The sequence below is a fragment of the Prodigiosinella confusarubida genome, assembly GCF_002847015.1.
Classification (GTDB): domain Bacteria; phylum Pseudomonadota; class Gammaproteobacteria; order Enterobacterales; family Enterobacteriaceae; genus Prodigiosinella; species Prodigiosinella aquatilis.
The window spans coordinates 641,598-666,906 of sequence record NZ_CP025085.1 but is presented as its reverse complement, the minus strand read 5'-3'; the positions used below and the strand labels follow the sequence as shown (position 1 = coordinate 666,906).

Annotated in this window: 23 protein-coding genes; 4 read left to right on the top strand and 19 right to left on the bottom strand. The window is 50.2% G+C overall.

Features of this window, described 5'->3' with window-relative positions:
* Nucleotides 1-528: 528 nt before the first annotated feature.
* The 3 genes from CWC46_RS03070 to ibpA all read right to left on the bottom strand — a co-directional run bounded on the left by CWC46_RS03070 (nt 529) and on the right by ibpA (nt 3,477).
* Complete coding sequence (locus CWC46_RS03070) at nt 529-2,187, bottom strand: putative transporter (protein ID WP_021013662.1); 1,659 nt, start codon at nt 2,185-2,187, stop codon at nt 529-531.
* A 307-nt stretch (nt 2,188-2,494) separates the two neighbouring features.
* A complete protein-coding gene (gene ibpB, locus CWC46_RS03065) occupies nt 2,495-2,938 on the bottom strand; it encodes a small heat shock chaperone IbpB (RefSeq protein ID WP_021013663.1) in 444 nt (147 codons plus the stop codon).
* 125 nt (nt 2,939-3,063) lie between these two features.
* A complete protein-coding gene (gene ibpA / locus CWC46_RS03060; RefSeq protein ID WP_021013664.1) occupies nt 3,064-3,477 on the bottom strand; it encodes a small heat shock chaperone IbpA in 414 nt (137 codons plus the stop codon).
* A gap of 320 nt (nt 3,478-3,797) precedes the next feature.
* On the opposite strand from ibpA, the gene CWC46_RS03055 reads away from it, so the two are divergent.
* On the top strand, nt 3,798-4,166 hold the full coding sequence (locus CWC46_RS03055) for a YceK/YidQ family lipoprotein (protein ID WP_021013665.1): 369 nt from the start codon (nt 3,798-3,800) through the stop codon (nt 4,164-4,166).
* On the opposite strand, the gene CWC46_RS03050 is transcribed toward CWC46_RS03055, so the two are convergent.
* From CWC46_RS03050 to CWC46_RS23170, 9 genes are all read right to left on the bottom strand, one after another.
* A complete protein-coding gene (locus CWC46_RS03050; protein WP_021013666.1) occupies nt 4,160-5,164 on the bottom strand; it encodes a LacI family DNA-binding transcriptional regulator in 1,005 nt (334 codons plus the stop codon). The two genes, CWC46_RS03055 and CWC46_RS03050, sit on opposite strands and share 7 nt — an antisense overlap.
* 237 nt (nt 5,165-5,401) lie before the next feature.
* Nucleotides 5,402-6,931 carry a tripartite tricarboxylate transporter permease gene (locus tag CWC46_RS03045; protein WP_237160204.1) on the bottom strand — a complete coding sequence of 510 codons (1,530 nt, stop codon included), beginning with the start codon at nt 6,929-6,931 and terminating at the stop codon, nt 5,402-5,404.
* A 12-nt stretch (nt 6,932-6,943) separates the two neighbouring features.
* The gene (locus CWC46_RS03040; protein WP_237160203.1) at nt 6,944-7,408 is read right to left on the bottom strand and encodes a tripartite tricarboxylate transporter TctB family protein; all 465 of its coding nucleotides are present in this window, start codon (nt 7,406-7,408) and stop codon (nt 6,944-6,946) included.
* A 42-nt stretch (nt 7,409-7,450) separates the two neighbouring features.
* The gene (locus CWC46_RS03035; protein ID WP_021013669.1) at nt 7,451-8,428 is read right to left on the bottom strand and encodes a tripartite tricarboxylate transporter substrate binding protein; all 978 of its coding nucleotides are present in this window, start codon (nt 8,426-8,428) and stop codon (nt 7,451-7,453) included.
* A gap of 50 nt (nt 8,429-8,478) precedes the next feature.
* Complete coding sequence (locus CWC46_RS03030) at nt 8,479-9,525, bottom strand: sialidase family protein (protein ID WP_021013670.1); 1,047 nt, start codon at nt 9,523-9,525, stop codon at nt 8,479-8,481.
* Nucleotides 9,526-9,568: 43 nt separating this feature from the next.
* Nucleotides 9,569-10,519 carry a dihydrodipicolinate synthase family protein gene (locus tag CWC46_RS03025; protein ID WP_021013671.1) on the bottom strand — a complete coding sequence of 317 codons (951 nt, stop codon included), beginning with the start codon at nt 10,517-10,519 and terminating at the stop codon, nt 9,569-9,571.
* Between the two features lie 3 nt (nt 10,520-10,522).
* Nucleotides 10,523-12,175: a hypothetical protein gene (locus tag CWC46_RS03020; RefSeq protein WP_021013672.1), complete on the bottom strand. Its 1,653-nt coding sequence runs from the start codon at nt 12,173-12,175 to the stop codon at nt 10,523-10,525.
* A gap of 51 nt (nt 12,176-12,226) precedes the next feature.
* On the bottom strand, nt 12,227-13,834 hold the full coding sequence (locus CWC46_RS03015; protein WP_021013673.1) for an FGGY-family carbohydrate kinase: 1,608 nt from the start codon (nt 13,832-13,834) through the stop codon (nt 12,227-12,229).
* Nucleotides 13,835-13,963: 129 nt separating this feature from the next.
* Nucleotides 13,964-14,215, bottom strand: a complete 252-nt coding sequence (locus CWC46_RS23170; RefSeq protein ID WP_071790836.1) for a DUF3748 domain-containing protein — start codon at nt 14,213-14,215, stop codon at nt 13,964-13,966.
* Nucleotides 14,216-14,653: 438 nt separating this feature from the next.
* Here CWC46_RS23170 and bhsA point away from each other — a divergent pair, with 438 nt between their 5' ends.
* Complete coding sequence (bhsA, locus tag CWC46_RS03005) at nt 14,654-14,911, top strand: multiple stress resistance protein BhsA (protein ID WP_021013674.1); 258 nt, start codon at nt 14,654-14,656, stop codon at nt 14,909-14,911.
* 101 nt (nt 14,912-15,012) lie between these two features.
* Here the strand turns inward: bhsA and CWC46_RS03000 are convergent, their stop codons facing one another.
* The 6 genes from CWC46_RS03000 to CWC46_RS02975 all read right to left on the bottom strand — a co-directional run bounded on the left by CWC46_RS03000 (nt 15,013) and on the right by CWC46_RS02975 (nt 20,505).
* Complete coding sequence (locus CWC46_RS03000; RefSeq protein ID WP_037380427.1) at nt 15,013-15,960, bottom strand: LacI family DNA-binding transcriptional regulator; 948 nt, start codon at nt 15,958-15,960, stop codon at nt 15,013-15,015.
* Nucleotides 15,961-16,077: 117 nt separating this feature from the next.
* Nucleotides 16,078-16,386, bottom strand: a complete 309-nt coding sequence (locus CWC46_RS02995) for a PTS lactose/cellobiose transporter subunit IIA (RefSeq protein ID WP_021013676.1) — start codon at nt 16,384-16,386, stop codon at nt 16,078-16,080.
* A 12-nt stretch (nt 16,387-16,398) separates the two neighbouring features.
* Nucleotides 16,399-17,787, bottom strand: a complete 1,389-nt coding sequence (locus tag CWC46_RS02990) for a glycoside hydrolase family 1 protein (protein ID WP_021013677.1) — start codon at nt 17,785-17,787, stop codon at nt 16,399-16,401.
* A gap of 52 nt (nt 17,788-17,839) precedes the next feature.
* Nucleotides 17,840-19,162 carry a PTS sugar transporter subunit IIC gene (locus tag CWC46_RS02985; RefSeq protein WP_021013678.1) on the bottom strand — a complete coding sequence of 441 codons (1,323 nt, stop codon included), beginning with the start codon at nt 19,160-19,162 and terminating at the stop codon, nt 17,840-17,842.
* The gene (locus CWC46_RS02980) at nt 19,159-19,479 is read right to left on the bottom strand and encodes a PTS sugar transporter subunit IIB (RefSeq protein ID WP_021013679.1); all 321 of its coding nucleotides are present in this window, start codon (nt 19,477-19,479) and stop codon (nt 19,159-19,161) included. The genes CWC46_RS02985 and CWC46_RS02980 overlap by 4 nt, the downstream gene beginning before the upstream one ends.
* Before the next feature lie 324 nt (nt 19,480-19,803).
* Nucleotides 19,804-20,505 carry a FadR/GntR family transcriptional regulator gene (locus CWC46_RS02975; protein ID WP_021013680.1) on the bottom strand — a complete coding sequence of 234 codons (702 nt, stop codon included), beginning with the start codon at nt 20,503-20,505 and terminating at the stop codon, nt 19,804-19,806.
* Between the two features lie 363 nt (nt 20,506-20,868).
* On the opposite strand from CWC46_RS02975, the gene uxuA reads away from it, so the two are divergent.
* On the top strand, nt 20,869-22,053 hold the full coding sequence (uxuA, locus tag CWC46_RS02970) for a mannonate dehydratase (protein ID WP_021013681.1): 1,185 nt from the start codon (nt 20,869-20,871) through the stop codon (nt 22,051-22,053).
* Nucleotides 22,054-22,084: 31 nt separating this feature from the next.
* Here uxuA and yidA read toward each other — a convergent pair whose 3' ends face one another.
* Nucleotides 22,085-22,900, bottom strand: a complete 816-nt coding sequence (gene yidA, locus CWC46_RS02965; RefSeq protein WP_021013682.1) for a sugar-phosphatase — start codon at nt 22,898-22,900, stop codon at nt 22,085-22,087.
* Nucleotides 22,901-23,130: 230 nt separating this feature from the next.
* Here yidA and CWC46_RS02960 point away from each other — a divergent pair, with 230 nt between their 5' ends.
* Complete coding sequence (locus tag CWC46_RS02960; protein WP_021013683.1) at nt 23,131-25,131, top strand: methyl-accepting chemotaxis protein; 2,001 nt, start codon at nt 23,131-23,133, stop codon at nt 25,129-25,131.
* Nucleotides 25,132-25,309: the final 178 nt, after the last annotated feature.

The following is a 25,309-nucleotide window of genomic DNA, read 5'->3' as shown; positions in this document are numbered from 1 at the left end:
GGAATATATTGTTCTCACCGGAGGTAACCGTGCAGAAGGGCGGGGGGAAGTATTATTTCTTATCACTCTATTGTAAATACAACGGGTACAACAACAGCAATAGTGTTATAAAAAATGAGAAAAATAAAGTGTCAGGTTTTTTATCACCCAACCGAATAAAAATACATAGTCATAGTTAAGTGCAATAGTATTATAAAATAAAAAAACAAGGCATGTTATTTTAATTACTAAACAGGTTTAATAATTTACTTATTTAATAAAATCATTAGGATAGATAATAAATTAATGACTATAAATCAAAATTATATAACAAATCAAAAACACATCATTAACACAATGACATTATTTTATATAGATAATAAATTAATCATCATTTTGATGAAAAATATCAGGCTATGTTTTATTAAATGATTATTCATCATAATTAAATAAATACTTAATCTGTCAAAAAATAACAGGCAGTTAAATTAACAAACTGCCTGTTATTAGTATCACCGATTACTCAGCCATCGGCTGATGTATCAGTTATTACATTGACCAAAACAATACCGCTAATATTTGCGGTGACATAATACGTAAAAACATGGCGATCGGATAAACAGTGGCATAGGCTAGCGCCGGTGCGCCACTGGTTTCATGTAACCCATTGGCAAACGCCAGTGCGGGCGGATCGGTCATCGACCCTGCCAACATGCCACACAGCGTCAGGTAATTCATTTTCGTCAACAAACGAGCCAGAATACCAACTACTAACAACGGGATAACGGTAATCACGGCGCCATAAGCAACCCACCGTAATCCATCGCCATACACCAGCGTTGCAAAAAAATTCGATCCTGCCTTCAGTCCCACCACGGAAAGAAACAGCACAATACCCAATTCCCGCAGTGCCAGATTGGCGCTTGGCGGCATGAACCAATACAACTTGCCGATACTGCCAATTCGCCCCAGAATCAACGCCACCACCAGCGGTCCTCCCGCCAGCCCCAGCCGTAACGCAACCGGGAAACCGGGAATAAACAGCGGCACCGACCCCAACAACACGCCAAGGCCAATACCGATAAATACCGGCAACATCTGCACCTGTTGTAATTTTTGCTGCGCATTGCCGACAATATCCGCTACCGCATCAATGGCCGTTTTCCGCCCCACCAACGTCAAAATATCGCCGAAATGCAACGATGAATTGTTGGCGGCTACCAATTCCACCCCGGCACGATTCAGACGGGAAATCACTACGTCGTAATTTTTTTTCAAATTCAGGTCACGGATTTTCTGCCCCAGAACCCGCTCGTTGGTGACAGCAACCCGTTCAACACTCAAATCCGTACCACGGGTTGATAAAGAGGTATCCACTTCGTGGCCAATCACTAAACGGGCTTGATCCAGATCGACTTGCGCACCCACCAAATGCAAATAATCCCCCAATTGCAGGATGGAGGAAGGGGCAGGCACCATCAATGCGTTCTCCCGTTTCAGACGCGAACAGACAATCGCATTGCTGTTCAGAATCGGGACATCCTGAATCGCCAATCCTTGCAGATTGGGGTTCATCACCTCGATGTTCATGGTGTGCAATTGCTCGTGACTCTGCCCACTGTGGCTTTCAAACTGCTTTGCTTCTCTATCCACAACGACACGAAACAGCAAGCGCAGCAACCACATCACTAGCAGAATCCCACAGATGCCAAGCGGATAAGCCATGGCGTATCCCATACCCATCTGATTGATGAGCACATTGCTGGAACCCAGATCAGTCAAGATCTGCTGCCCAGCACCCAGTGAAGGGGTATTCGTTACCGCTCCAGAAAAAATCCCCAGAATGATCGGCAGCGGCACACCAAATAACTTGTAAATGGCAATAGCCACCATACCCCCCAATAACACGGTCAGGATGGCAAAACCATTCAAACGCAGGCCCGATACCCGCAGCGAAGAGAAAAATCCCGGCCCTACCTGAATGCCGATGGTATACACAAACAGGATGAGACCAAATTCCTGAATAACATGCAGCATGTCCCCATTCAGGCTGAAGTGATAACTTTGAGCAAAGTGCCCGACAATAATACCGCCAAACAAGACACCACCGATCCCCAGACCTACTCCATAGATTCGCCAGTTGCCAATCCATAACCCCAGCACAGCCACCAACGCCAGCATACTCACGGTAAGCGCAATATCACTCATAGCAGATATCCTTGAGCAGAAATGTAAATGCGATCCGTTCTGTTACATCACGGAATTTGTCTCTCTCATTATAGGTGATGAAAACAAGCCCTTAGGTTTCAAATAATTGTGGCAGAAGATTATGAGGGGAACCGTGGAATACAACACAAAAACGCCCGTTACCGGTAAAGTTAACGGGCGAAAGATCACGTAACCTATTCGAAAGCAGACACCATGGCCTCATCCCGGCACGATCCTGATGCCAATAATGCGCCTAAAAACGGATTAGCTCTGGCATGGAGATGGTTCGGTGCCATGAACCGGGTCATTATTCTTCGGTGTTCGTCACCGTCTCGGTTAGCGCAGGGTGCGACTTGCCGATGGCAATCCGCTGCGGTTGCAACGCATCCGGCACGTTTCGAACCAGGTCGATATGCAGCAACCCGTTAGTAAACTGGGCTTCGGACACATGTAAATGTTCCGCCAGCGTAAAACTCAGAGAAAAAGGCTTAAATACCAGCCCTTGATGCAGATACTCCACTTTTTTCTCTGACGGTGTCGGTGTACCTTTGATAATCAGATGTTGCCCTTCCACTTCGATATCCAGCTCTTGTTGCTGGAAACCGGCTAATGCCAACGTGATTCGATAGTGGTTGTCACTGTATTTTTCAATGTTATAAGGCGGGAACTCTACGGCATCCCCCATTGAACTGGCCAACTGATCAAAACCAATCAACTGACGCAGCAGTGGCGATAAATCATAACTACGCATGGTCGTTACTCCTTCTATGAAGCGAGATAATCTGCCCCGACAACGTCTGGCGTTGCGGAGACGTCCCCACATTTGGCGGACAATATTCGGTTAGTACGACGACGTCTCATGCCACAGGCCGTCGGTTATTTAATTTCGATACGACGTGGTTTCAAGGCTTCCGGCACAACGCGTTGCAGATCGATATACAGCAGCCCATTTTCCAGATTGGCAGCGGTGATCTGAATATGTTCAGCCAACTGGAATTTACGTTCAAAATTTCGTTCGGCAATCCCTTGATACAGGTAGTTACGGGGTGTGGGTTCACCACTGTGTGCCCCTTTGACAATCAGCATGTTGTCGTGGGCAGTGATCTCCAGCTCATGCTCGGCAAAACCGGCAACCGCAATGGCGATGCGGTATTGGTTCTCATCAACCAATTCGACATTATACGGAGGGTAACCACCATTACTCTGGCTCTGGCCGGCTTCCAGCAGATTGAACAGGCGATCAAAACCAATGGCGGAACGATACAGCGGAGAAAAATCAGGGTTACGCATTACAGCCTCCTAAGCTTCAGCGAGGGGAGTGATAAAAACCTTCCATCAGGACAGGTCATTAGCCCGGGAAGAATATCCAATCGGCATATTCCTCTTTGTGGACATATCACAAATATGGTGACCCAGCGTCAATTTTCAATAATGGATTAGAAAAATTCGCGGTTTTTCATGCAAAATTTCCTCTGAAATCGGCAGTTATCACATACACTGAAAGAAAAGCACAATATGACAAATTTGCGTGAGCAGAAGTAACTTTCGGTTAATCTGACTATGCGGGTACAAGCGATAAATTGAGGAGACTTCCTTCTCTGGGTAACGTTATGACCATATTGAAAAGTGCCTTATTTTCATTCACGTTGTCGGGAAGCGCGTTAATTGTTTCCAGCGGTTGTTCCAGTGTGATGACACATACTGGCGGGGAGCAAGGTTACTATTCCGGAACCAAAGCCAGTGTGGCAATGCTGGAAGATAAGAAAACCAACTGGGTGATGAAACCACTTGCCGCCATCGATCTCCCCTTCTCGGCAGCATTGGATACATTACTGTTACCATATGACTATTATCGCGTTGGCGATGAATCCAAATCATCACTACGCCAACGGATCGCCGATCACGAACAGCAGAATCAGTTGGCCAGTTCAACGATCGCCAGTTCAACAACACCAACGGCGGCAGCGGCTCGTCACTGATGTTCCGCCTGCTGACGATGAATCAACGTCATGGGGATCACTGCCCTGACCGGTTGTGGTTCCCGATTCAATGCCTGTTGCATAGCCTTGAAAGCATCTTCCACCCAGGCATCCTCATTCTGGCGCATAGACCAAATCTTATTGGATAAAAATCCCAGCATGGCATGTTCATCGAAGGTGCCAATATTAATCCCAGCCGGAATATAGCCATAACGTTCGCGGATAACACTGAGGATCCCTTCCAGTACTGGCAGCGAAGAGGCGATGAATGCCTGGGGCGGGGCGTCATGCTGCTGGAAAAATCGCTGCATCATCAGGATACCGTCTTCCCGGCGGTTATGGCCGGCTTCTATCACACACGGCGTCAGGCCGTAATCATGTATCGACTGCTGGTAACCTCGCAGACGGTCGTGGATCGCTGGTTGATGAATATCACCCGCCATAAAAAACAGCGGTGTGGAGGCGTCATCCGCCAGCATGGCTTGTGTAAGGACAATGCCGCCCTGCAAGTTATCACTGATCACCAACGGAATATTTTCTGCGCCAAAATCACGATCCAGCAACACCAGTGGCCGTTTAACCGTCCGGACATGATGTTGCATCGCTTGCACTGACGAAGGGACAACAAACAACCCGTCCACATTACGCTGCAACAGTGAATCCACCAGCGCATTTTCATGGTCAGGATCACTGTAAGAGCAGCTGATCATCAGTTGATAACCTACTTCATGACAGCGCATTTCCAGCTTTTCTGCCAATGTCGAGAAGAAGAGGTTAGACAGGCGAGGAACTATCAGCCCAAGCGTATCGGTCTTATTCAGCTTCAGGCTGCGGGCGACATGATTCACGGTATAACCGTGTTCAGTCACATAATCGGTAATACGCTGTCGGGTTTTTTCACTGATACGGTACTGCTCAGCTTTACCGTTCAATACCAGACGCACCGTGGTAATTGACAAGCTTAACGCGTTGGCAATCTGCTCAACCGTTTTTGCCATGGAACACCTTATCCATAAGGGAAATGAAAGATTTTAGTGTAGCGCATTAACTAACTCGACGCAGCTTTCCATAAGCCACAGACTGACGATGAAAGCCCGATGAGCGGTTTAACCAAAAGAGCAAGATATTCGGGACGCACGGAGAAAGAGGTGTTTCTGAGAAAACCTCATCTCCGCGCTCCCCCTGATATCAGGCTTACGCGACAACATACAAACCGACGAAGAGATGCGATTCCGTTATCCTGCGTTTTCACAACCCAGTTTTTTTTTGCTGCGATAACGCTTAATCATCGGTGAAATAATCGGCAACAGTAGGGTTAACAGTGCGATGATGATAAACACCGCACACACTGGACGGGTCAGGAAAACCATCGGGTTGCCCTGAGACATCATTAAAGAACGGCGCAGGTTAGTTTCCGCCAACGGTCCCAGGATCATACCTATCACTATTGGTGACATCGAAAAATTGAGTTTTATCAGGACGTAGGCTACCAACCCGGCACCCATCATCAAAAACACATCCACCATGCTGTGATTGACGGTATAAGCACCAACGGTACAGAGCAGCAGAATCGAGGGCACCATACAGGTACGGGGAATGTCCATTACCTTCACGAATAGCCTCATGCCGAGGAAACCCAATAGCCCCATGCAAAGGTTCGCCACCATCAGCCCGATAAAAATGGTATCCACTACTATCGGATGATCAGTAAAAAGCTGTGGTCCCAGCGCCAATCCCTGAACCAGAAAAGCCCCCATAATGATAGCAGTCGCGCCATCACCGGGAATACCCAGCGTCATTAGCGGAACCATACTGCCACCCGCCACCGAGTTGGCGCCGGCTTCCGGCGCAGAGACGCCTTCCGGTGAACCATGACCAAATTCTTCCGGCGTTTTTGACCACCGCTTGGCCTCGTTGTATGAGATCCAGGAAGCAATATCGCCCCCAACACCGGGAATAGTGCCGATACCAGTGCCAATAATGGATGAACGTATCCAGGTTGGCAGACAGCGTTTGAAATCCACCCAACTCGGCAAAATACGCGTGATCTTCGCTACTGCTTTTTGAGCATTGTTTGCATGGCGGGAACGCAGTTCCTCTTCGAAACCCAGTAATCCCTGCGAGAAGGCAAACAATCCCACTAATACCGGGATAAACGAGATACCCCCCATCAGGTAAACCGAGTCAAAGGTAAAGCGCATGCCGCTGGTCATCGGGTCAAGACCAATGGTGGCAATGGCCAACCCTAACCCGCCACCCATTAACCCTTTAACAATCGACTGAGAGGACACACTGGTAATAATACTGATTCCGAACACTGACAACGCGAAATACTCGGGAGCTGAAAATCCAGTGGCGACCGTCGCTAGCATCGGCGCAATCAGGATCAGGGCAATAGTGCTGAACACCCCGCCAAACAGCGACCCCATGGTCGACAACCCCAATGCTCTGCCCGCTTCGCCACGTCGCGCCATTGGATAACCATCCAATACCGTGGCGGCCGATGCCGGTGTGCCGGGGGTACTGATTAAAATAGCGGTGATCGACCCACCATATACCGCGCCGCAATACACACCCAATAGCAGCAATATCCCGTTGACACCCTGAAAAGAGTAGGTGAGCGGCAATAACAGGGCAATCCCCATATTCACGGTGAGACCAGGAATAATACCGATCACAATACCGGCCAATGTGCCAAGGAAAATGATGATCAGGGTGTTAAAACTCAATACCGTGGCAAACGCTGAAAGAAGCTCGTTCATCATCACTCCATAATGTCAGGACTCACTGAAAACCGAGGTCGGCAGTGGGGAGTTAAACAGGTAGGTAAAGGCGCAATAGATCACCACCACAATGCACAGTGTCGACAGCACGATAAACCAGGGACGACGTTCATTCATAAACAACATGACACCGGGAATAAACAGCAACGCCGAAACCAGGAATCCCGCGTAATTTAATAACACACCAAACACCACTGCCATCGCCCCCAAAATCAAGGGACGCCGAACATAAACCGACGACAGATCAACGGCAATATCCACCTGATGCCGATCCTTAATCACCGCAATCCACTGGAATAGGCCAAGCACAATAAACAACCACGCCAGACCATAAGGCCAAAACCGTTCCCCCGGCACACCGGATGCATCAAACATGGCCATGTTGCGCGACAAGAACAGCATCAGTCCGCCCAATCCTATCGAACACAAGCCAATTAACAGGTTCCACTTACGCATCATGATTCTCCCTACCGCCGGGCTTCCGGCGGTAGTTGTCACTTATTATTTTTTCATTGTTTCAGCGATCAGTTGCTTATACATGGCATCATCCTCTTTCATCATGTCGGCTGCATCCTGACCCACGATGGTCACCGGCATAATTCCTTGTTTTCTCAACGCTTCCTTATAAGCCGGTTCATTAACCACTTCGGTAAAGGTTTTCACCAGTTGGCTTTCGATTTTCGGCGGCAGTTTCGCCGTGGTGGCCAACACTGCCCAGGCACGCATCTTCACGTTAAAGTTCAGATTCAGCGCCTCCTTGATGGTGGGAACATCGGGGAACAACGCGAAACGTTTGTCGTCCATTACCGCCAGCACGCGCAAAATACCGGCATCAACTTGTGATTTAACCGCCCCCGGCGTGGTCAGCACCGCGTCAAGATGACCACCGACCAATGCGGCAATAGATGGGCCGGTACCTTCGTTATAAGGAATATGGTTGAATTTGGTGTGCGTATTATTCTCAATATTCACAGTGGCCAGATCATAAATCGCCCCCATACCCGAGTTACCCACCATGAGTTTTCCCGGATGCTGTTTTGCCGCCTGGATAAAATCTTTCATTGTTTTGTAACTGGAATCCGCTTTCACCACGATAGCCACCGGGTCGGCGATAGTAGTCACCAATGGCGTGAAATCTTTATAGGTGACCGGGGATTTATGCTGATAAGGAAACATCGCCAACTCAACTGTGGTCATGACCAGTTTATAACCATCCGGTTTGGCTTTCGCGACTTCAATCAATCCGGTAACCCCGTTGCCAGCAGGCTTGTTGACCGGGACAAAAATAATGCCTTTCGGCAGCCGATCTTTGGCATACTCAAGCAGTGTCCGGGCGGAGGTATCAGTACCGCCACCAGGATTTTTGGGGATAATGACTTCAATGTTTCTCGTCGGATAGGTTAACATTTGCTTGGCAACAGCCTGTGCGGCCAGCAGTGGCATCGCTGCGGCCAGAAGCACACACCAATATTTTTTCATCGTTTTCTCCTTTTATGACTTTATTGTGTAGGGCGGTTCAGGGTACAGATTCACAGACCGAACACGATCTGCTGATAAACGATATTTTTCCGATTCCAGGTATAGGTCACATGCAGCGAGTCACCATCGGCGATGATAGCCGGGTAGGAAAACTCGCCAGGTTCCTGTTCCAGGTCGATCAGGTTCTCCCAGGTGTCGCCATTATCGGCGGAATAAGCGACCGTAAGCGGATAACGCCGGCTCCAGTTACCAGTGACGGGGTTATACACCAGCACCAGCTGATTATGGCCGAGCGAGACCATATCAATACCGCTGTTGTTATTGGGCAGCGCGGTAGCATAAGCGTCGCACCAGTTACGCCCATAATCAGCGGAATCACTGCGATACAGACGACCACGGGTACTACGCATCAGAACATGGATTCGTCCCGGCGCGGATTCCCAGGCTGAGGGCTGAATCACCCCATCCCACTGGAATACCCGCGTCAGATCGTTTTCCCACAAGGCATCCTGTTTCAACCCCTGCCAGAGCGCATCCTGATGGTTCTCCGCCGGGGTTTGATGCGTCAGCGGTATTGCGACGGATTGCCACTGTTGTCCACCATCGTCGCTGATATCGACAAACGCGTCCCAGTAGCGATCGTCCTCCACCGAGCCGGGGGCCAGCCACTCACCGTTGGACATCACCAGCACTTTATTCTTGACCGGACCGCGTGGTGTGCAGTCCCCTGCCACCAGTGGCCGGGGAGATGACCAACTGACGCCATCATCATCCGATACCGTCATCCGTGTCTGCCAGTGGTGGACATCCGCACCGACTTTATAAAACAGCCATAACCGACCATCCTGATGGTGCAATACCGGGTTCCAGTGCGCCAATCCCGGTTCTGCTGCGATCGACAGCGGTTGCTGCCAGTTTCCCTGCTCACCACATGACAACCAGATAGCGGTATCGCCGCTGCCTTCCTTCTCTCCGGCAAAATACGCCACCCGCAGACGGTTGCCCGGCAGGGAAACCACTGTCGAGGCATGGCAACTGCCAAAATAGTGGTGTTCAGCGGGCAACAGTAATTGTTGTTTTACCTGCGTCAGTGTCATGGCCGCCCCTTTGGTTATTAGTTGTTCTTTATGTCACGCCTGATTAAGGATTGAGTTGCGTCGTAAACGGCTGGCCCAGTCGCAGCATGCTGCTGATGGCGTCCGGAAAAAAGCTCTCGCCATACGCCGCGCTGCTACGCACCCGACAAATGTGGGTCGAGAAGTTACCACATTGCTGCTGGTAGTGCTTGGCGCAGGCCGGATAATCGAGAAACTCCACCAGTGCGGCAGTGGAAAGATAGTCCGCCAGTTGTTGCGCCAGCAACGGCTGTTCACGCCAGTGCTCATAAAGCCAGACGTACAACTGTGGATGGAAATTGGCCATCACACCGCTGTAAGCCTGGCATCCGGCTTGCAACGATGGCAGCAGCGTCTGGCTGTTGGCATTGGCCAAATGCAACCGGGTGCCTTGCGCCAATTGTAAGCGCCGTTTGATGGTCGGCAGGTCGCAACACGTATCCTTGATAAAGGTGTAACGCCCGCTACGCGCGCACCACGCCACCGTGTCATCCGACAGCAGGCGTTTGTAAGGATAAGGACATTCGTAAATCCCCAGATCCACGTAGGTAGGCAACTGTGCTGTCAATAACTGCAACTGATCGAGCGCGACCTGATCAGACTCGCCCGACAATGCCAACCGGTTACTGATCAGGATCAGGCCATCTATGCCGGTTTCCGCCATACCAGTAAGCTGCTCAACCTGTTGGCTGATGCCACAGGCGGTATGGCCGGACGCCACCACCGGTACACGTCCATCCACCAGTTCAACGATAAAACGCACCAGCTCTCGGGTTTCCTTATCGCTCAGGAAGAACATTTCGCTCGACTGGCAGGCAGCAAACAGCCCATGTACCCCGGCCGCCAGATACCACGTCACCAAACGACCCAACGAGTCATAGTCAATCTCGCCACGTTCATCGAATGGCGTCAGCATTACCGGCCACACGCCGGTGTATTTTTGCTCGTTATGTTGTTGATCGCTGTCGTACTGCATAATTCACTCCGCCAAAAGCGTATGGGCATCGCCCGCCATAAAGACCCGGATATTCTGTGTCAGCGCCTGCGCCACAAATGCTTTCAGGACATCGCCCAGTTGTGCCTCGTCGACGTACGCCACCGTTAGATGGTTACTCTGGTGCCCCGCCATCAGATCGTCCCGGCTGACACCATCCAACACCGCATTCAACAGTGGCCATTCATAGTTGGTGGCACGGCGACGGCGTTCGAACTCGGCAGGCGGCAATTCCACTGCGGTACCGGTACCGATATGCATGATGACCTGCGTTCCTTCATAGTGGGCGCGCGCCCAGATAAAGCGCCCGGCCTTGCTCTGACCGGTAATGGTGGAACCGCCATATGGAAAGAACATCGGCGGCTGACGATAACCGGTCGCTCCGGCGATGCCCCCTTTCAGATGGGCGAACGGCACCGCACCGGAGATTTCCAGATCCCAATAGAATGTGCCCTGATAATCACTACCCCAGCGAATATCGTGCAGCGTGGTTTCCGCCGGCAAGCCCAGACCATGCAACAGTCGCCATAGCATTACCTGTGGAATCGCACTGCCCATATCCACTTCGTTGATGCAGGGTATCGCCATATCCGGACGGATAATCTCGCCTTGCTCATCCGGCAACGGGAAACGCTCCGCGTTACCAATCGCGCCTTCGGCAAAGTCAGAGGCAGCACAACTGTCTTTCAGACCCTGCTGATACTGCACACCCACTGCAGTCAACCCAAAACGCTTCACAAAACGCGCCATGGCAATCATCATCGCGCACTGTTCCAGTACCTGCTCACGCGTCAACTGCCGACTACCGTCTGTGCCAAATTCAAACTGCATACCCTGTTGTTCATACCATTGCAGGCAGCTCTCACGCAGCGACGTCGGCACTTTATCCATTTCCACCAGCAAGGCGGACTGCGATAGAGATTCAATCGGCATACCGGTGTTCACCATCGCCTGTTGTGGGAACATGCCGTTAATCATGCCCATGCAGAAGGTATCGAACAGACCGATAATCGCCTTGTGGCGCAAAATATACTCCCCGACCTGACGCCCGATCTGGCCTGCGTCGGTAGCCAATACCGGGTGTGAAGGCGCAACCGGGTGGAGATAGCCGGTTTTATGGCTAACCGCACCATCCCGCAGCCAGGTGGATAGATCCTGGCGGAAATCATCATCTTCAAAGGTTTCAGACCACATCCGAGAATAGGCTCGTCCCAGACTGGTAAGACAGCCTGCCATACACAACATGCCTACCAGCCCCGGCCAGGTGCCATCAAAATTGGCCAGCAATAGCACCGGGCCGCGATGATGCACCAACGATGGCGCCAGATGATGGGAATATTGCCAGGCGGTCAGCAACACGATGACCGGTGCATCCGGATCGATAGCGGCAAAAACCGCACTACCCTCCTGCTGACTGCTGATAAAGCCATGTCCACGGTCAGCATTCACGGGATGAGCCCGCTTCATGCGATAGCCCAGTTGCTCCAGAACCATCTGTAATGTGTTCTCAAACTGCTGTTGGGTAGGCCAGCACGTCACATTAGCGGGTTCACGCAAATCCGCATTGGTGACCAATAACACTTCTCCGGCCTCGGCACTCAGTCTGGCGGGGGATTCAGGTAAATTGAGTTTCAACATCGTTTGCTCCTGCATGTCTGTTCCGGCATTGGCCGGGATGATTCTGATGGCTTACCGCGCGCCGTCAGTGCCCGCTAGCGGGCACATTTGCTGTTCGGCAGTCTGTTGATCCTGATACATCTGCAAATAAATTCGGTATTTGGCGTCATGAAATGCCTGATGTTGCCGGTCTGCCCGGATCAATGTGCCGGGGCGAACCAACGCCGCTGCCGCCTGAGGCAATGAAGGATAAGTACCGCAGGCGACAGCGCCCAGTAAGGCGGCCCCCAGCGTGACGGCATCGTCTTCGCTGACCAGTTGGATATCGCAGCTGGTAATGGCGGCGTATTCCCGCAGCCACAATGGATTCTTGGTTGCTCCGCCGCACATCACCAACCGGGTAATCTGATGTCCGGCCTGATTCATGCTGTCGATAATGTGGCGGGTGCCATAGGCAATGGCCTGTAGTGTCGCCAGATACAACCGAGCCAGCGCATCCGGTCCCTGTTCCAGGGTCAGTCCCATTACCGTCCCTCTGGCATGAGGATTAGCGCGCGGTGAGCGGTTGCCGTGATGATCGGCCAATACATGCAAGTGACGAGTCGGCAATGGCTCACGCTGTTCCAGCAATGCCACCCACTCGTTCAAAATCTCGTAAACGCTGCATTGCCGCTGGTTGGCTTGGGCCTGCAACGCGGTCCACTCCGCATGCTGATGCAATGTCCACTCCACCAGTGCGCCAGCGGCACTCTGTCCCCCTTCACTCAACCACCACTGCGGTAGCATTGCACCCCAGTACGGCCCCCAGACACCGGGTACGCTGACCGGCTCAGGGTTCACTAACATATGACAATTAGATGTGCCGCTGATAATCGCCAGGCTGCCTTTCGGCTGGCTGCCAACCAGCGCCAGCCCGCCGGCATGTGCATCAATAATGCCGCTGGCGATCACCACGCCTGGTAATAACCCACACTGTTGCGCCGCTTCCGCACTCAGCACCCCCGCTTTTTCGCCAAGCTGAAGGATGTGAGACGGTATCTTTTCCAGCAGATCCGTCAGGTCAACTGCCTGAAGCAAGGTGCCGCTGAAACGGTTTTCATGGGCCAGATAGTTCCATTTACACGTCAGAGTACACACGCTGGCAACATCGGCACCGCTCGCCCGCCAGACCAGATAGTCCGCTAAATCAAAAAACCGCCACACCTGTTGATAACGTTCAGGAAAATGGTGTTTCAGCCATAAAATTTTAGGAAGCTCCATCTCAATGCTGACTTCGCCACCGACGTAATGCAGGGCGGCATCACCGGTAGCATTAATCGCCGCAGTTTCTGCCACAGCACGGTGATCCATCCACATCACGATATCGTGGTCAGCTTCACCCTGTTCCGCCACGGAAACCGGTTTACCGTCGGTCCCGACGGCCACCAGCGAGCAGGTGGCATCAAAACCGATAGCGCGGATACCCGCGGGTTCAATTTGCGACTCAGCCAGCGCCTCGTGGATGCTGTCGCACACCGCCTGCCAGATATTCGCTGATGATTGCTCCACCAGATTGGCACGGGGATGGAATTGCTGGATGGGCCGTACCGCAAAGGCCAGTCGCCGACCGCTGCTGTCAAATACACCGGCTCTCACACTGGCAGAACCGACATCCACGCCCATAAAGCAATCATTTTCCATGACTCTTACTCATTGCTAACTCGAGTTAGCAATGTATTTAAAGAGAGAGAAAGAGACAATGCTTTTTAACTTGAAGTGTGAAGTCGATCGGTGAACAAAAAATAACCATCTGAAAGTCAAACGGTTTTATCAGGCAAAAAGAAACCATTTTTTAACATATTGATGCCGGCGATTTTGTCTTTCAAAAAGGGCATCAGGAGGGAGAAAACGGCAAGCTATAACTGAACTTCCACCACACAGCGTAACTGCCTGATGACGAGCGTCATCTCGAACCATCACTCCGTGACGGTGATGGAAATCATAGGGCCAGTTTGCATCCGGATTTTCCGGACCGTGAATAAAAACATAACGTAATGGCAGGACCAAGCTACCGGTCGCCACCCCACATGCACACCCTGTCCAGCACGATAATAACCGCTGTTCTCCGGGTATTAATATTCATCCATTAAACTGTCAAAGCTGTGAACAAAGATTTATACGGTATTACATCGTAAATCAGCCAGTTTTCATCTCAGGATGAGATATTAATGTGGGAAATATGCTGATAAACAGCACTAAACGTTAATTAATATTCTTTATCTATAGAATGTGCCCACATATATCGCAATAAACTGGAACATCATAATAAAAAAATCGAAATTATATAAAAACCTTAAAAATCATTGAATTATTTACAATACTTGACTGTTTTTTCTTTCAAATAAATAGAACAATAAGCTCAAGAACATTAGATTTCCAATCAAGAAGCAGAGGCGTAACCTTTCTTGCATCGAAAGGGAAACACCTTTCATTGTCATTAACAGAGTAAGGAAAGGCATCATGAAAAACCTGAAAACCATCGCTATCGCTGCAGTACTGTCCACCGTTTCTTTCGGTTCTTTTGCTGCTGAATATGTGAATGCCCAACAGGCGCAGCAGTTCCATAAAATCGGTGTAGTCACTGCCAGCGCCAGGGATCTGGGCTCACTGCAAGCCAAACTGGCGGCCAAAGCCGATCAGCAAGGCGCCAAAGCGTATTACATCACCTCCGCTGTCGGTAATGACACGCTCCGCGGTACAGCGATAATTTATAGTTAATTCATTCATTATTATTACCCTCATCCCCGGTTTGCCTGTGTCCACTTCAAACCGGGGTTTTTTATTGCCTGGAGGGTCGAAAAGCACTGCGTGAATACACTTTAGTAAGGGGTGATGAGGCTACCACGCAATGGCGGGAATTGCAGATCCCCGGAAAATGGCAAGCTAACCATTTGCAGAGCGCGTTGCGCCAGCACATCCAACGGATAGTTAATCGCCGGGAGATGAGGTTCACCAGACAATTGTACTGCACAGCCATCAAGACTGAAGACGATCACCTGTTCAGGAACTGAACGCTGAAATTGACGCAGAATCTTTACCGCTTCCAACCCAATGTAATAATCCGTCACCAGCAGTGCATCAAACTGCACATTAGCGGTGATCAAACCCTGCAAAGCAATATTGACTGATACGTCGTAGTCGATAACCAACTGACGGTTATAAGGCAACGGGTAACTTTCCAACGCGTTACGATAGCCTTGCATCACCTGCTCGGCAGCCTCACCGGTGTGAAAATTCAATAGCGCTATTTTTTTACGGTTATGGCTAATCAGGTAATGACCTGCGGTTTCCGTCGCAAACAAATAATCAAAATCAATTTTGCTTTTTGATGCAGCGCCGAGACAGTCGATCAACACCACCTCATCAGGTAATGACGGCAAATCAAAGCGCGCACCCACCACCATCACCGCATCACACAACCCACGACTCAGCTCCGCGATTGCCTGATCAACCGCCTGCGCATTATCGGCAAAACGCAGCAGCAGATACTTCTGATGCTGGCTGAGCTGTTTTTCCAGCGCTTGCAAATAACCGGTCGCCTGCTGAACATGTTCGGTGGCACAAATCACACCAATACAACCCGTGCACTGACTCGCCAGCGACTGACCAATAAAATTAGGCTGATAGTTAAGAATTTCAACCGCACGCAGCACCGCTTGTCGACTCTCTTCTTTCACACCCCGGCTACCACTTATCACCCGAGATACCGTGGCCTTAGACACCTGAGCCAATCGTGCTACATCATTGATACTTGTTGTATTTTTTATAACAAGAACCTCTTTACAGTAGGGACATCTTTACCGGCCGCCGTCATAAACACAATAAAATGGAGGAAAACCAACAAGATAAGGCGTTCATCTATAGTCATTCCTCAAACGCTTTTCTTACGACTGACGTTGATAGAGAACGATCATTTCCTCAATCAATTCACGAGCCAACATCGCCGTCATCAGATGATCCTGTGCATGAACCATAATCAGCGTCATGGGCATTTTACCTTCCCCGGCATCTTCCTCAATCAATTCCGTCTGTACCCGGTGTGCCATGCGGGAAAAGGTGTCAGACTCCTTCAGCAACGCCTGCGCTTGTTCAAAATCACCTTCTCGCGCAGCGTGTAATGCCTCAAAACACAAACTGCGGGCTTGTCCGGCATTGACGATAATTTCCATAACCGTACTTTCCAAATCTCTCATGGCATCTTCCCCTCAGTCCGCTTCAAAACCATTTCTCGCCGCCATCGCCGCGAACCATTCACCGCTCTTTTTCAGCGTACGTTTTTGGGTCGTCAAATCCAGTTGTACGAAGCCATAACGATTTTTATAGGCGTTCAACCACGACCAGTTATCAATGAATGTCCACATGTGATAACCGAGGCAGTTGCCGCCTTCTGTTATACCTTTATGTATCCATTTCAGGTGTTCGCGGATAAACGTTATCCGGTAGTCATCCTGAATCTGACCATGTTCACTGAAACGCTGCTCATTCTCGACGCCCATACCATTTTCAGAAATAAAGCAGCGAGGATTGTCATAGTTAAGACGCAGATTGGTCAAAATGTCGTAGATACCGGGTTCATAGATTTCCCAGCCACGATACGGGTTCATCTTGCGACCCGGCATGTCATAACTGGCAAAGAACCATTCGGGCATAAATGGGCTGTCCGGATTCACCAGGCTGTCGCGGCATTGGATGCGGCGCGGCTGATAATAATTAATCCCCAGCAGATCAACCACACCCTCCGTCAGCAGTGCCTTATCTTCTGGCTGGCAGGCGGGCAGTTGCCCGTACTGTTGCAGCAACGCTACCAGTTCCTGCGGATAAACCCCTTTCAAGGCGGGATCGAGAAAGCTACGGTTAAACATCAAATCAGCGATGTTCGCTGCGTTAACATCCGCCGGATTTTGTGAGCGTGGGTAAGACGGTGTCAGGTTGAGAATAATACCGATCTCACCATCTTGACCCTGAGCACGATAAGTCTTCACCGCCAACGCATGTGCCAGCATAGTGTGATAGGCCACGCTGGCCGCACGCTTGAAATCTACGACATTCGGGTAGTGGAAATCATACAGATAACCACCTTCCACCGGTACGATCGGTTCATTGAACGTAAACCAGTGCTTCACCCGGTCGCCAAACAGGCGAAAACAGGTGGCGGCATAGTCACCATAAGCCTTCACCACCGCCCGGTTTTCCCAGCCGCCCTGACGTTGCATCACCAATGGCATATCAAAATGGAACAGGTTGATAAACGGCGTGATGCCCTGCGCCAGCATTTCATCTATTACCTGGTTGTAAAACGCCACCGCCCGTGGATTCACCTCGCCTACACCGTCAGGCAGTAATCTCGCCCACGAGATCGACGTTCGGAAGGTATTGTGATGCAACGTTTTCAGCAGCGCGATATCTTCACGCCAGTGCTGATAAAATGTTGACGTCTCCGCAGGCCCGACTTGCTGGTGAAAGCGACCGGGCTGAAGGGCAAACCATTCATCCCAGATAGTGGCGCTTTTCCCACCATGGAGGCTATCGCCTTCAGTCTGCGGCGCTGAACTGGCACTGCCCCACCAAAAATCCGTTGGAAAGTGATAAATCATGGTTTCTCTCACTGTTTCGATGACCGATTTGGCCACGATAAATAACCGGTAACTACACGTTAGCGGTCGATTCGGCGGTCATCTGTTGGTCTCTTTCCTGCTCTTGTTTCAACAAGGTGTGTTCATAGACTTTCAGAAACGGGTAATACATCATCGCCGACGTCACCATACAGAACAGACACATAATCACCGGGCTGAATGCCCAGTTGGCCGCCCACGAGGCACCAATCGGCGCCGGAGTTGTCCACGGCGTCAGTGAAACCACCTGCGCTACCCAGCCAAGCTTGGTGGCGATATAAGCAAAGATGGCATTCACCATCGGAACAAAAATAAACGGCAGGAACATCAACGGATTCATGATGATTGGAGCACCGAACAAGATAGGCTCATTGATGTTAAAAAAGCTCGGCACCACACCCATCCGGCCAATGGTTCGCAGATGGACGGAGCGGCTGCGCAATAATAGAAAGGCCAGTGGTAATGTTGAACCCACCCCACCAATCAGCAGATAGTGATCCCAGAAGCCTTGCAGATAGATATGCGGCAACGGCTCACCCGCAGACAGCGCGGCCTGATTCAACGCCAGATTTGTCATCCAGAACGGGTTCATGATACCAGTCACAATCAGTGCGCCATGAATCCCGGCAAACCACAGAATCTGGCAGATAAACACGGAAATCAAAATAGCAGGCAGAGAGTCGGATGCCGAAATCAATGGCGCCAGCAGATGCATGATGGCGGCAGGAATGTTCATGCCAGTAACGGACTGAATAAACAAATTAAATGGATGCAGCGTCGCCACAATCACCAGCACCGGGATCAGGATCTCAAAAGAACGCGCGACGCCGGTCGGCACTTCTTTCGGCAAACGGATGGTTATCCTGTGATGCTTAAGCCAGGCGTAAACTTCACTGGCGTAGATCGAAGTGATAATCGCGGTAAAAATCCCTTCACCAGAGAAATATTGTGTAGAAATTTGCTTATCGTGATAAGGCGCGGCAACCAACAGAAACGCCATCAGCGATAGCAAGCCCGTCATGACCGGATCTAGCTTGTAGTGTCTGCCGAGGCTCGCACCAATCCCAACGGAAATAAAGAAGGTCATCACCCCCATGCTAAGGTAATACGGCAACATCAACTGATCACGGTATTCCAGTGAAAAGTTCAACCAGGCGCGGGCAAAGCCCATGGTAGTCTCTGGCGCGAATGGCGGGAAAATAAACACCAGCATAAACGAACCGATAATCATGAAAGGCAAGGCAGCGATAAATCCATCACGAATAGCAATGACATGCCGTTGCTGCCCCACCGTACCGGCCAGTGGCGTAATTTTCTGTTCGATGATATCCACCATCGACTGATAGAGGCTGCTCATGCGTCATGTCCTTGTTCGATCAGCGAAAATGCGAAATCCAGCACCTTGTCACCACGCTGCATGCCGTAATCCATCATATCGATAGCCGCGATAGGAATACCTTTCGCAGACGCTTTTTTCTGTAGCGACGGCAACATATATTTGACCTGTGGCCCCAACAATACCACCTGATAACCACCGACCTGCTCATCGAACTCGTTGGTGGGATATGCGGCAATCTCCACCTCCACATGACGTTCTTTGGCAACATCAAGCATCTTGCGGACCAAAAGGCTGGTCGACATACCGGCAGAGCAACAAAGCATGATCTTTTTCATTCCGAATCCCTCGAGATACCGTGGTTTACTTGCAGATTGGAAACAATACGGAAACCGTTTTCCATAGAAATAAATCAAAGGTGATAATGGGTTCACGAAATGCAAAATGTATCAGGAGACATTGTGAAACGCGTCACGGAAAGGACATATCAGTCACACAAAAAATCAAAAATAGACTAATGGCGGTGCAAATTGAGGGGAAAAAGCCTGATGGCGTCACGTAATATTTGCCAGCCAGAAAACCGGGATACGTGAGGCGACCGCCACGTTCGGCGAACCAATTAACCGAAACTAGGTAGTTTCAGTGGAATATCTGAACTTGACTTATTGTTCTTCGCTGCCGAAAAGATGGTCATAAACATGCTGCAAATGGCGCTCCATACACGCCCGTGCCTGCGGCGCATCACGCGCGACAATCGCATTGGTGATATCCGTATGGTCCTGATTCATTGCCAACGGAAAGTTGGTATCCGCGTAATGGCTTTCCAACCGCACGAAACGGAGAGTCTTACGTTTATTCCACAGGTATTCCATCATATCGCGCAACACTTCGTTGCCAGACATTTCACTGATTAGCAAATGGAAGCGTTTATCTTCATGCAGGAATTTTTCATCGTTCACATGCAGGCGCGTAAGGTCATGGGTGATCTCCAGCAATTCGGCACGTTGATCATCAGTAGCATTGTGTGCGGCCAGTTCGGCCATCATGGCTTCATAAATTTGCCGCGCATGAATAAACGACTTCAAGCTGAATTCGTCATCCACTGGTGAAGTGGCTATGGCTGGCAGCGGATCACTGACATACACCCCGTTTCCAGTGCGGATTTCCACCCAGCCGGTAATCTCCAGCGCAATTAGCGCTTCACGGATGGAGGAACGGCTCACGCCGAGTTGGCGCGCTAACTCACGCTCCGACGGCAACAATTCGCCCGCGCCAAACTGCCCGTTTTTGATGCAAGTAATCAGGAGATTGGATATTTGCCGGTAAAGTCGTTCAACTTTCAGTGTTGGTAACGGTAACACCATATCTCCTCCTGACATTCCTTCTACAGTCAACCATCGTGATCAATATGCCCGCAGCTTACCACAGCCAGAAAAACGGAAAGAACATTAAATCATCATGTTAAGAACACATTATCGCTCAGCCCACCTTACCTTTGTTGTCAACATCGATGATCCCGGCGAGTAAACCCCTTATTAACGTGATCTTAATCACAGAAAATAACCCCACTGTCGTGAAATAGTTATTAGGTCTGGTGGCCTGACCACCAGACCTTGCATCCCTCTTATCATCACCGGAATGGCGACGACCGTCATTGCCGGTTTAAAGCGCATCTGAGGGACGTAACCACAGCGATGACATCCCTCAATTCAGTAAGGAGTAACAGTATGGAACATACATGGCGCTGGTACGGCCCCAGCGATCCCGTATCGCTGGATGATGCCCGTCAGGCTGGAGCCACAGGCATCGTAACCGCACTTCACCATATTCCCAACGGGGAAGTCTGGAGCGTGGAAGAGATAAAAAAACGTCAGGCGATTCTGGCAGAGAAAGGATTGACCTGGTCAGTCGTGGAAAGCGTGCCGGTTCACGAAGATATCAAAACCCAGACCGGTCACTACCGCCAGTATATTGCCAACTACCAGCAGTCACTGCGTAATCTCGGTGTCTGTGGCATTGATACCGTATGCTACAACTTCATGCCCGTGCTGGATTGGACGCGTACCGATCTGGAATATCCGATGCCAGATGGCTCCAGGGCATTGCGTTTTGATTACACCGCGTTTGCCGCGTTTGAGTTACATATCCTCAAGCGGCACGGCGCGCAACAGACTTATACCGAACAGGAACAACAGCAGGCCGCGGATTACTTCGCTGCCATGACCCAGGCCGACATTGATAAGTTAACCCGCAATATCATTGCAGGTCTGCCCGGTGCCGAAGAGGGCTATACCCTGGATCAGTTCCGCGCTCAGTTAGCACGATATGACCACATCGATAAAATCAAATTGCGTGAGCACATGGCGGAATTCCTGCGGGCCATCGTTCCGGTAGCGGAAGAAGCTGGCGTCGTACTGGCAGTTCACCCAGACGATCCACCGCGTCCTATTCTCGGTCTACCGCGTATCGTTTCCACTTTTGAAGACATGCAGTGGTTGAAAAAGACCGTGGACAGCATCAACAATGGCTTTACCATGTGCACCGGTTCTTATGGCGTCCGTGCCGATAATGATCTGGTCACCATGATCGAAACCTTTGCCGATCGCATCCATTTTACCCATCTGCGATCCACCTGCCGGGAAGAGAACCCAAAAAGTTTCCACGAAGCCGCGCACCTTAACGGCGATGTGGATATGGTCAATGTGGTGAAAGCCATTCTGGCTGAAGAACACCGCCGCCGCCAGGCAGGCAACACCCGATCGATTCCGATTCGTCCCGATCACGGCCACCAGATGCTGGATGACCTGAAAAAAAAGACCAATCCTGGTTATTCCGCCATCGGGCGTTTAAAAGGGTTGGCGGAAGTTCGTGGCATCGAACTCGCCATCAAACAGATATTCTTCAACGACTGATTATCCAAGGTAATCCACCGCTACTGGCGGGTTACCTATTCAGTACGAATTTCTCAATGGCGTGAGCGACGCCATCTTCCGCATTGCTTCTGGTCACAAACTGGCTGACCTCTTTCACTTTGCCGATAGCATTCCCCATCGCCACGCCCAGCCCGGCATATTCAATCATCGCCAGATCGTTTTCCTGATCACCCAACGCCATCACCTCCGCACGATCCAGGTTCAGGTGTTCAGCCAGCATTTTCACCCCTTCACCTTTATTGACGCGTTTATCCAGAATTTCCAGATAGTATTCCGCACTTTTCATGATGGTGTAACGCTCCAGAGCTTGCGGTGGAATTTGCTTGATTGCCCGGTCCAGCAGCGTCGGTTCATCGATCATCATCACTTTCGGGAATCGCAGACTGCGATCCATCTCCTCTAGCGCCCGGTACTTCAGCGGCATACCGGTAAGATGAGATTCATAAACGGTGTAAGCGCTGATATCTTTATTGGTGGTATATACGTAGTTAAAATCCAACGCATGGAAATGTACCTTCAGTTCGCGGGACATCGACTCAAAATAGAGATAATCGGCAAAGCTGAGCGTCGTTTGCGCGATACAGTCACCATTAAGCGTGCGCTGTACCAACGCCCCGTTATTGGTCACGCAATAATGATCCTCCTGCTGCAAATCCAGCTCCATCAGATAACGTTTCACACCGATAAAAGGTCTGCCCGTCGCCAGAACAACATAGACGCCTTTATTTCTCGCCGCTGTTATCGCGTCTTTCACCACGGGCGATATCAGATTTTGTGGCGTCAGTAATGTTCCATCCATATCAATTGCAATCAGTTTAATAGCCATAGCCTTCCCGATACCAAGTTAACTATTGATATGCTAACGCGCCTCTATACGGTGAGGCCAGAGAAATAACCGTCAGATAAAATGAGAAATACATTAAAGAAACATCACGTAACGCCGATGTTTTTATTGTGATTTATATCACTTTACGGAAAAATCAAAAACCACAAGGAAAACCCAATTTACTGATTTTATTAAATATTTAATACCTGTCTATCAGGGGGAATTATCAAATGTCCAATGAATTGGTTTCCTATTCTGCATCATCTCGTTCTTTACCTCAGACGCCTTCCCATAACAAAAAGCTCAGTACTCGGGCACTGGTTCTCATCGCCGCTATCTCTACCATTGCACTAGGTTTTATCATCACCATCGGATTACTGATCTGGCAATCCAGTCAACAGGAAAAGAAGCTCGCTCGGCAATATCTGGAACAAACAACATACGCCAACACCTATTTGATTCAGAACAAATTAAATGTCGCCCTCTTCGCTGCCCGTGATTTGGTACAAAGCATGATTAGCTTGCAGGAAGCGGGGAACCCAGACCGTAAAACAGCAGAAACCCTGCTGAAAAACGCGCTAAAAAGTCACCCCGATTTCCTGTCCATGTCACTGGCCTGGGAACCGGATGCCTTCGACGGTAAAGATAGTCAGTATGCCGGGCAGCCTGAACAGGATCCCAAAGGTCGCTTTGTCCGCTATGTTGACCGTGACACCGCAGGCAATATCGCGCTGCACAACCTGACTGACTACGAAACCCCCGGGAGCGGCGACTACTATCTGTTACCGCGCAAGCTGCAAAAAGAAGTCATTCTGGAACCCTATAGTTATCCTTACAACGGTGTCGATGTACTGCTGACATCAATTGCAGTCCCGATTATCGTCAACAATAAGTTCTACGGCTCTGTCACCGCCGATTTTTCTCTCGACACATTGCAGAAACTGACTAACAGCATCAAACCCTATCAAGGGGCTGGTTATGCTCAGTTACTCTCCTCTTCGGGTGCTTACATCTCGCATCCAGATAAAAAACTTATTACGAAAAAAGTAGAGGATGACCCAAATTTACTAGCCAGCATCCAGAGCGGTAAAGAGTATCAAGAGGAGAAAGTCAGCCCCTTCCTGAACACCAACGTAATGAATTTTTATGTTCCCATTACTATCGGTAATACCGGCACACCATGGATGCTCGGTCTCTCGGTTCCGGTTGATGTCGTAATGGCAAAATCGGAGCGACAGCGTAATATCGCCATCCTGCTGACATTGATAAGTATTATCATCGTCTCCGCCGTGGTAGGTTTTATTTTCACCCGCAAAGTTCTGCGTCCAGTGGGCGGAGAGCCGATGGAAGCCGCTGACATCGCACTGGCTGTGGCGCAAGGCGACCTTACCCGCCACATTCCGCTAAAACCCAAAGATGAGAACAGCATTTTCTACGCATTATCGGTCATGCAGCAACAATTGAAGTCGGTTGTGGAACAACTGATGTCCACCAGTGAATCGGTCAGTCATGGAGCATCAGAAATCACCGCTGGCAATACCGATCTGGCTTCTCGCACTGAACAGCAAGCCGCCGCGTTGGAAGAAACGGCCGCCAGCATGGAACAAATCACGGCGACCGTGAAACAGAATGCCGACAATGCGCACAACGCTACACAGTTGACTCAGAACGCCACGCAAATCGCGCAAAAAGGCGACTCTATCGTCGGCCAGGTCGTTAATATTATGGGTGAAATTGACAACAGCTCGAAGAAAATAGCCGAAATTACCAGCATTATCAGCGGAATTGCCTTTCAGACCAACATTCTGGCGCTGAACGCTGCGGTGGAAGCTGCCAGGGCGGGTGAACAAGGCAGAGGGTTTGCGGTTGTGGCCAACGAAGTACGCAATCTGGCCCAGCGGAGTGGTGATGCAGTGAAAGATATCACGGCGCTGATCGCTGAATCGGCCACTCGCGTAGAGAGTGGCGTCGCGCTGGTTCAAAACGCAGGCGCTACCATGCAGGAAATGCTGCACGCCGTGACGTCGGTAAAAGATATTATGGAAGAAATTGTCTCCGCTTCCGACGAACAATCACGCGGTATCAGCCAGGTCACACAGGCAGTACATGAAATGGATGGTGTCACTCAGCAAAACGCCGCTCTGGTGCAGGAAGCGACGGCAGCAGCAGCTTCGCTGGAGGATCAAGCCAAACATCTGGCGCAAACTGTACTGGTATTCAAACTCACCTGAATCTGACAGATCGTTCTGAATCCCTTGCTGGTGCGAGGGATTCGGATCACCGTGAGCATCCTCTAACTACCCTATCTATAAGCATCATTTCATCGAAAGACAGGGATCTCATTATTCGAACGATATGCTAGGCTATATTGCTCATCGACCTTGGGATAGCGGCCGTCTCTCACCGGTT

Excerpts from the sequence above, each read along its gene's own strand:
- CWC46_RS03070 (WP_021013662.1), bottom strand. The coding sequence starts at position 2,187 with ATGAGTGATATTGCGCTTACCGTGAGTATGCTGGCGTTGGTGGCTGTG.
- ibpB (WP_021013663.1), bottom strand. The coding sequence starts at position 2,938 with ATGCGTAGTTATGATTTATCGCCACTGCTGCGTCAGTTGATTGGTTTT.
- ibpA (WP_021013664.1), bottom strand. The coding sequence starts at position 3,477 with ATGCGTAACCCTGATTTTTCTCCGCTGTATCGTTCCGCCATTGGTTTT.
- CWC46_RS03055 (WP_021013665.1), top strand. The coding sequence starts at position 3,798 with ATGACCATATTGAAAAGTGCCTTATTTTCATTCACGTTGTCGGGAAGC.
- CWC46_RS03050 (WP_021013666.1), bottom strand. The coding sequence starts at position 5,164 with ATGGCAAAAACGGTTGAGCAGATTGCCAACGCGTTAAGCTTGTCAATT.
- CWC46_RS03045 (WP_237160204.1), bottom strand. The coding sequence starts at position 6,931 with ATGATGAACGAGCTTCTTTCAGCGTTTGCCACGGTATTGAGTTTTAAC.
- CWC46_RS03040 (WP_237160203.1), bottom strand. The coding sequence starts at position 7,408 with ATGATGCGTAAGTGGAACCTGTTAATTGGCTTGTGTTCGATAGGATTG.
- CWC46_RS03035 (WP_021013669.1), bottom strand. The coding sequence starts at position 8,428 with ATGAAAAAATATTGGTGTGTGCTTCTGGCCGCAGCGATGCCACTGCTG.
- CWC46_RS03030 (WP_021013670.1), bottom strand. The coding sequence starts at position 9,525 with ATGACACTGACGCAGGTAAAACAACAATTACTGTTGCCCGCTGAACAC.
- CWC46_RS03025 (WP_021013671.1), bottom strand. The coding sequence starts at position 10,519 with ATGCAGTACGACAGCGATCAACAACATAACGAGCAAAAATACACCGGC.
- CWC46_RS03020 (WP_021013672.1), bottom strand. The coding sequence starts at position 12,175 with ATGTTGAAACTCAATTTACCTGAATCCCCCGCCAGACTGAGTGCCGAG.
- CWC46_RS03015 (WP_021013673.1), bottom strand. The coding sequence starts at position 13,834 with ATGGAAAATGATTGCTTTATGGGCGTGGATGTCGGTTCTGCCAGTGTG.
- bhsA (WP_021013674.1), top strand. The coding sequence starts at position 14,654 with ATGAAAAACCTGAAAACCATCGCTATCGCTGCAGTACTGTCCACCGTT.
- CWC46_RS02995 (WP_021013676.1), bottom strand. The coding sequence starts at position 16,386 with ATGAGAGATTTGGAAAGTACGGTTATGGAAATTATCGTCAATGCCGGA.
- CWC46_RS02990 (WP_021013677.1), bottom strand. The coding sequence starts at position 17,787 with ATGATTTATCACTTTCCAACGGATTTTTGGTGGGGCAGTGCCAGTTCA.
- CWC46_RS02985 (WP_021013678.1), bottom strand. The coding sequence starts at position 19,162 with ATGAGCAGCCTCTATCAGTCGATGGTGGATATCATCGAACAGAAAATT.
- CWC46_RS02980 (WP_021013679.1), bottom strand. The coding sequence starts at position 19,479 with ATGAAAAAGATCATGCTTTGTTGCTCTGCCGGTATGTCGACCAGCCTT.
- CWC46_RS02975 (WP_021013680.1), bottom strand. The coding sequence starts at position 20,505 with ATGGTGTTACCGTTACCAACACTGAAAGTTGAACGACTTTACCGGCAA.
- uxuA (WP_021013681.1), top strand. The coding sequence starts at position 20,869 with ATGGAACATACATGGCGCTGGTACGGCCCCAGCGATCCCGTATCGCTG.
- yidA (WP_021013682.1), bottom strand. The coding sequence starts at position 22,900 with ATGGCTATTAAACTGATTGCAATTGATATGGATGGAACATTACTGACG.
- CWC46_RS02960 (WP_021013683.1), top strand. The coding sequence starts at position 23,131 with ATGTCCAATGAATTGGTTTCCTATTCTGCATCATCTCGTTCTTTACCT.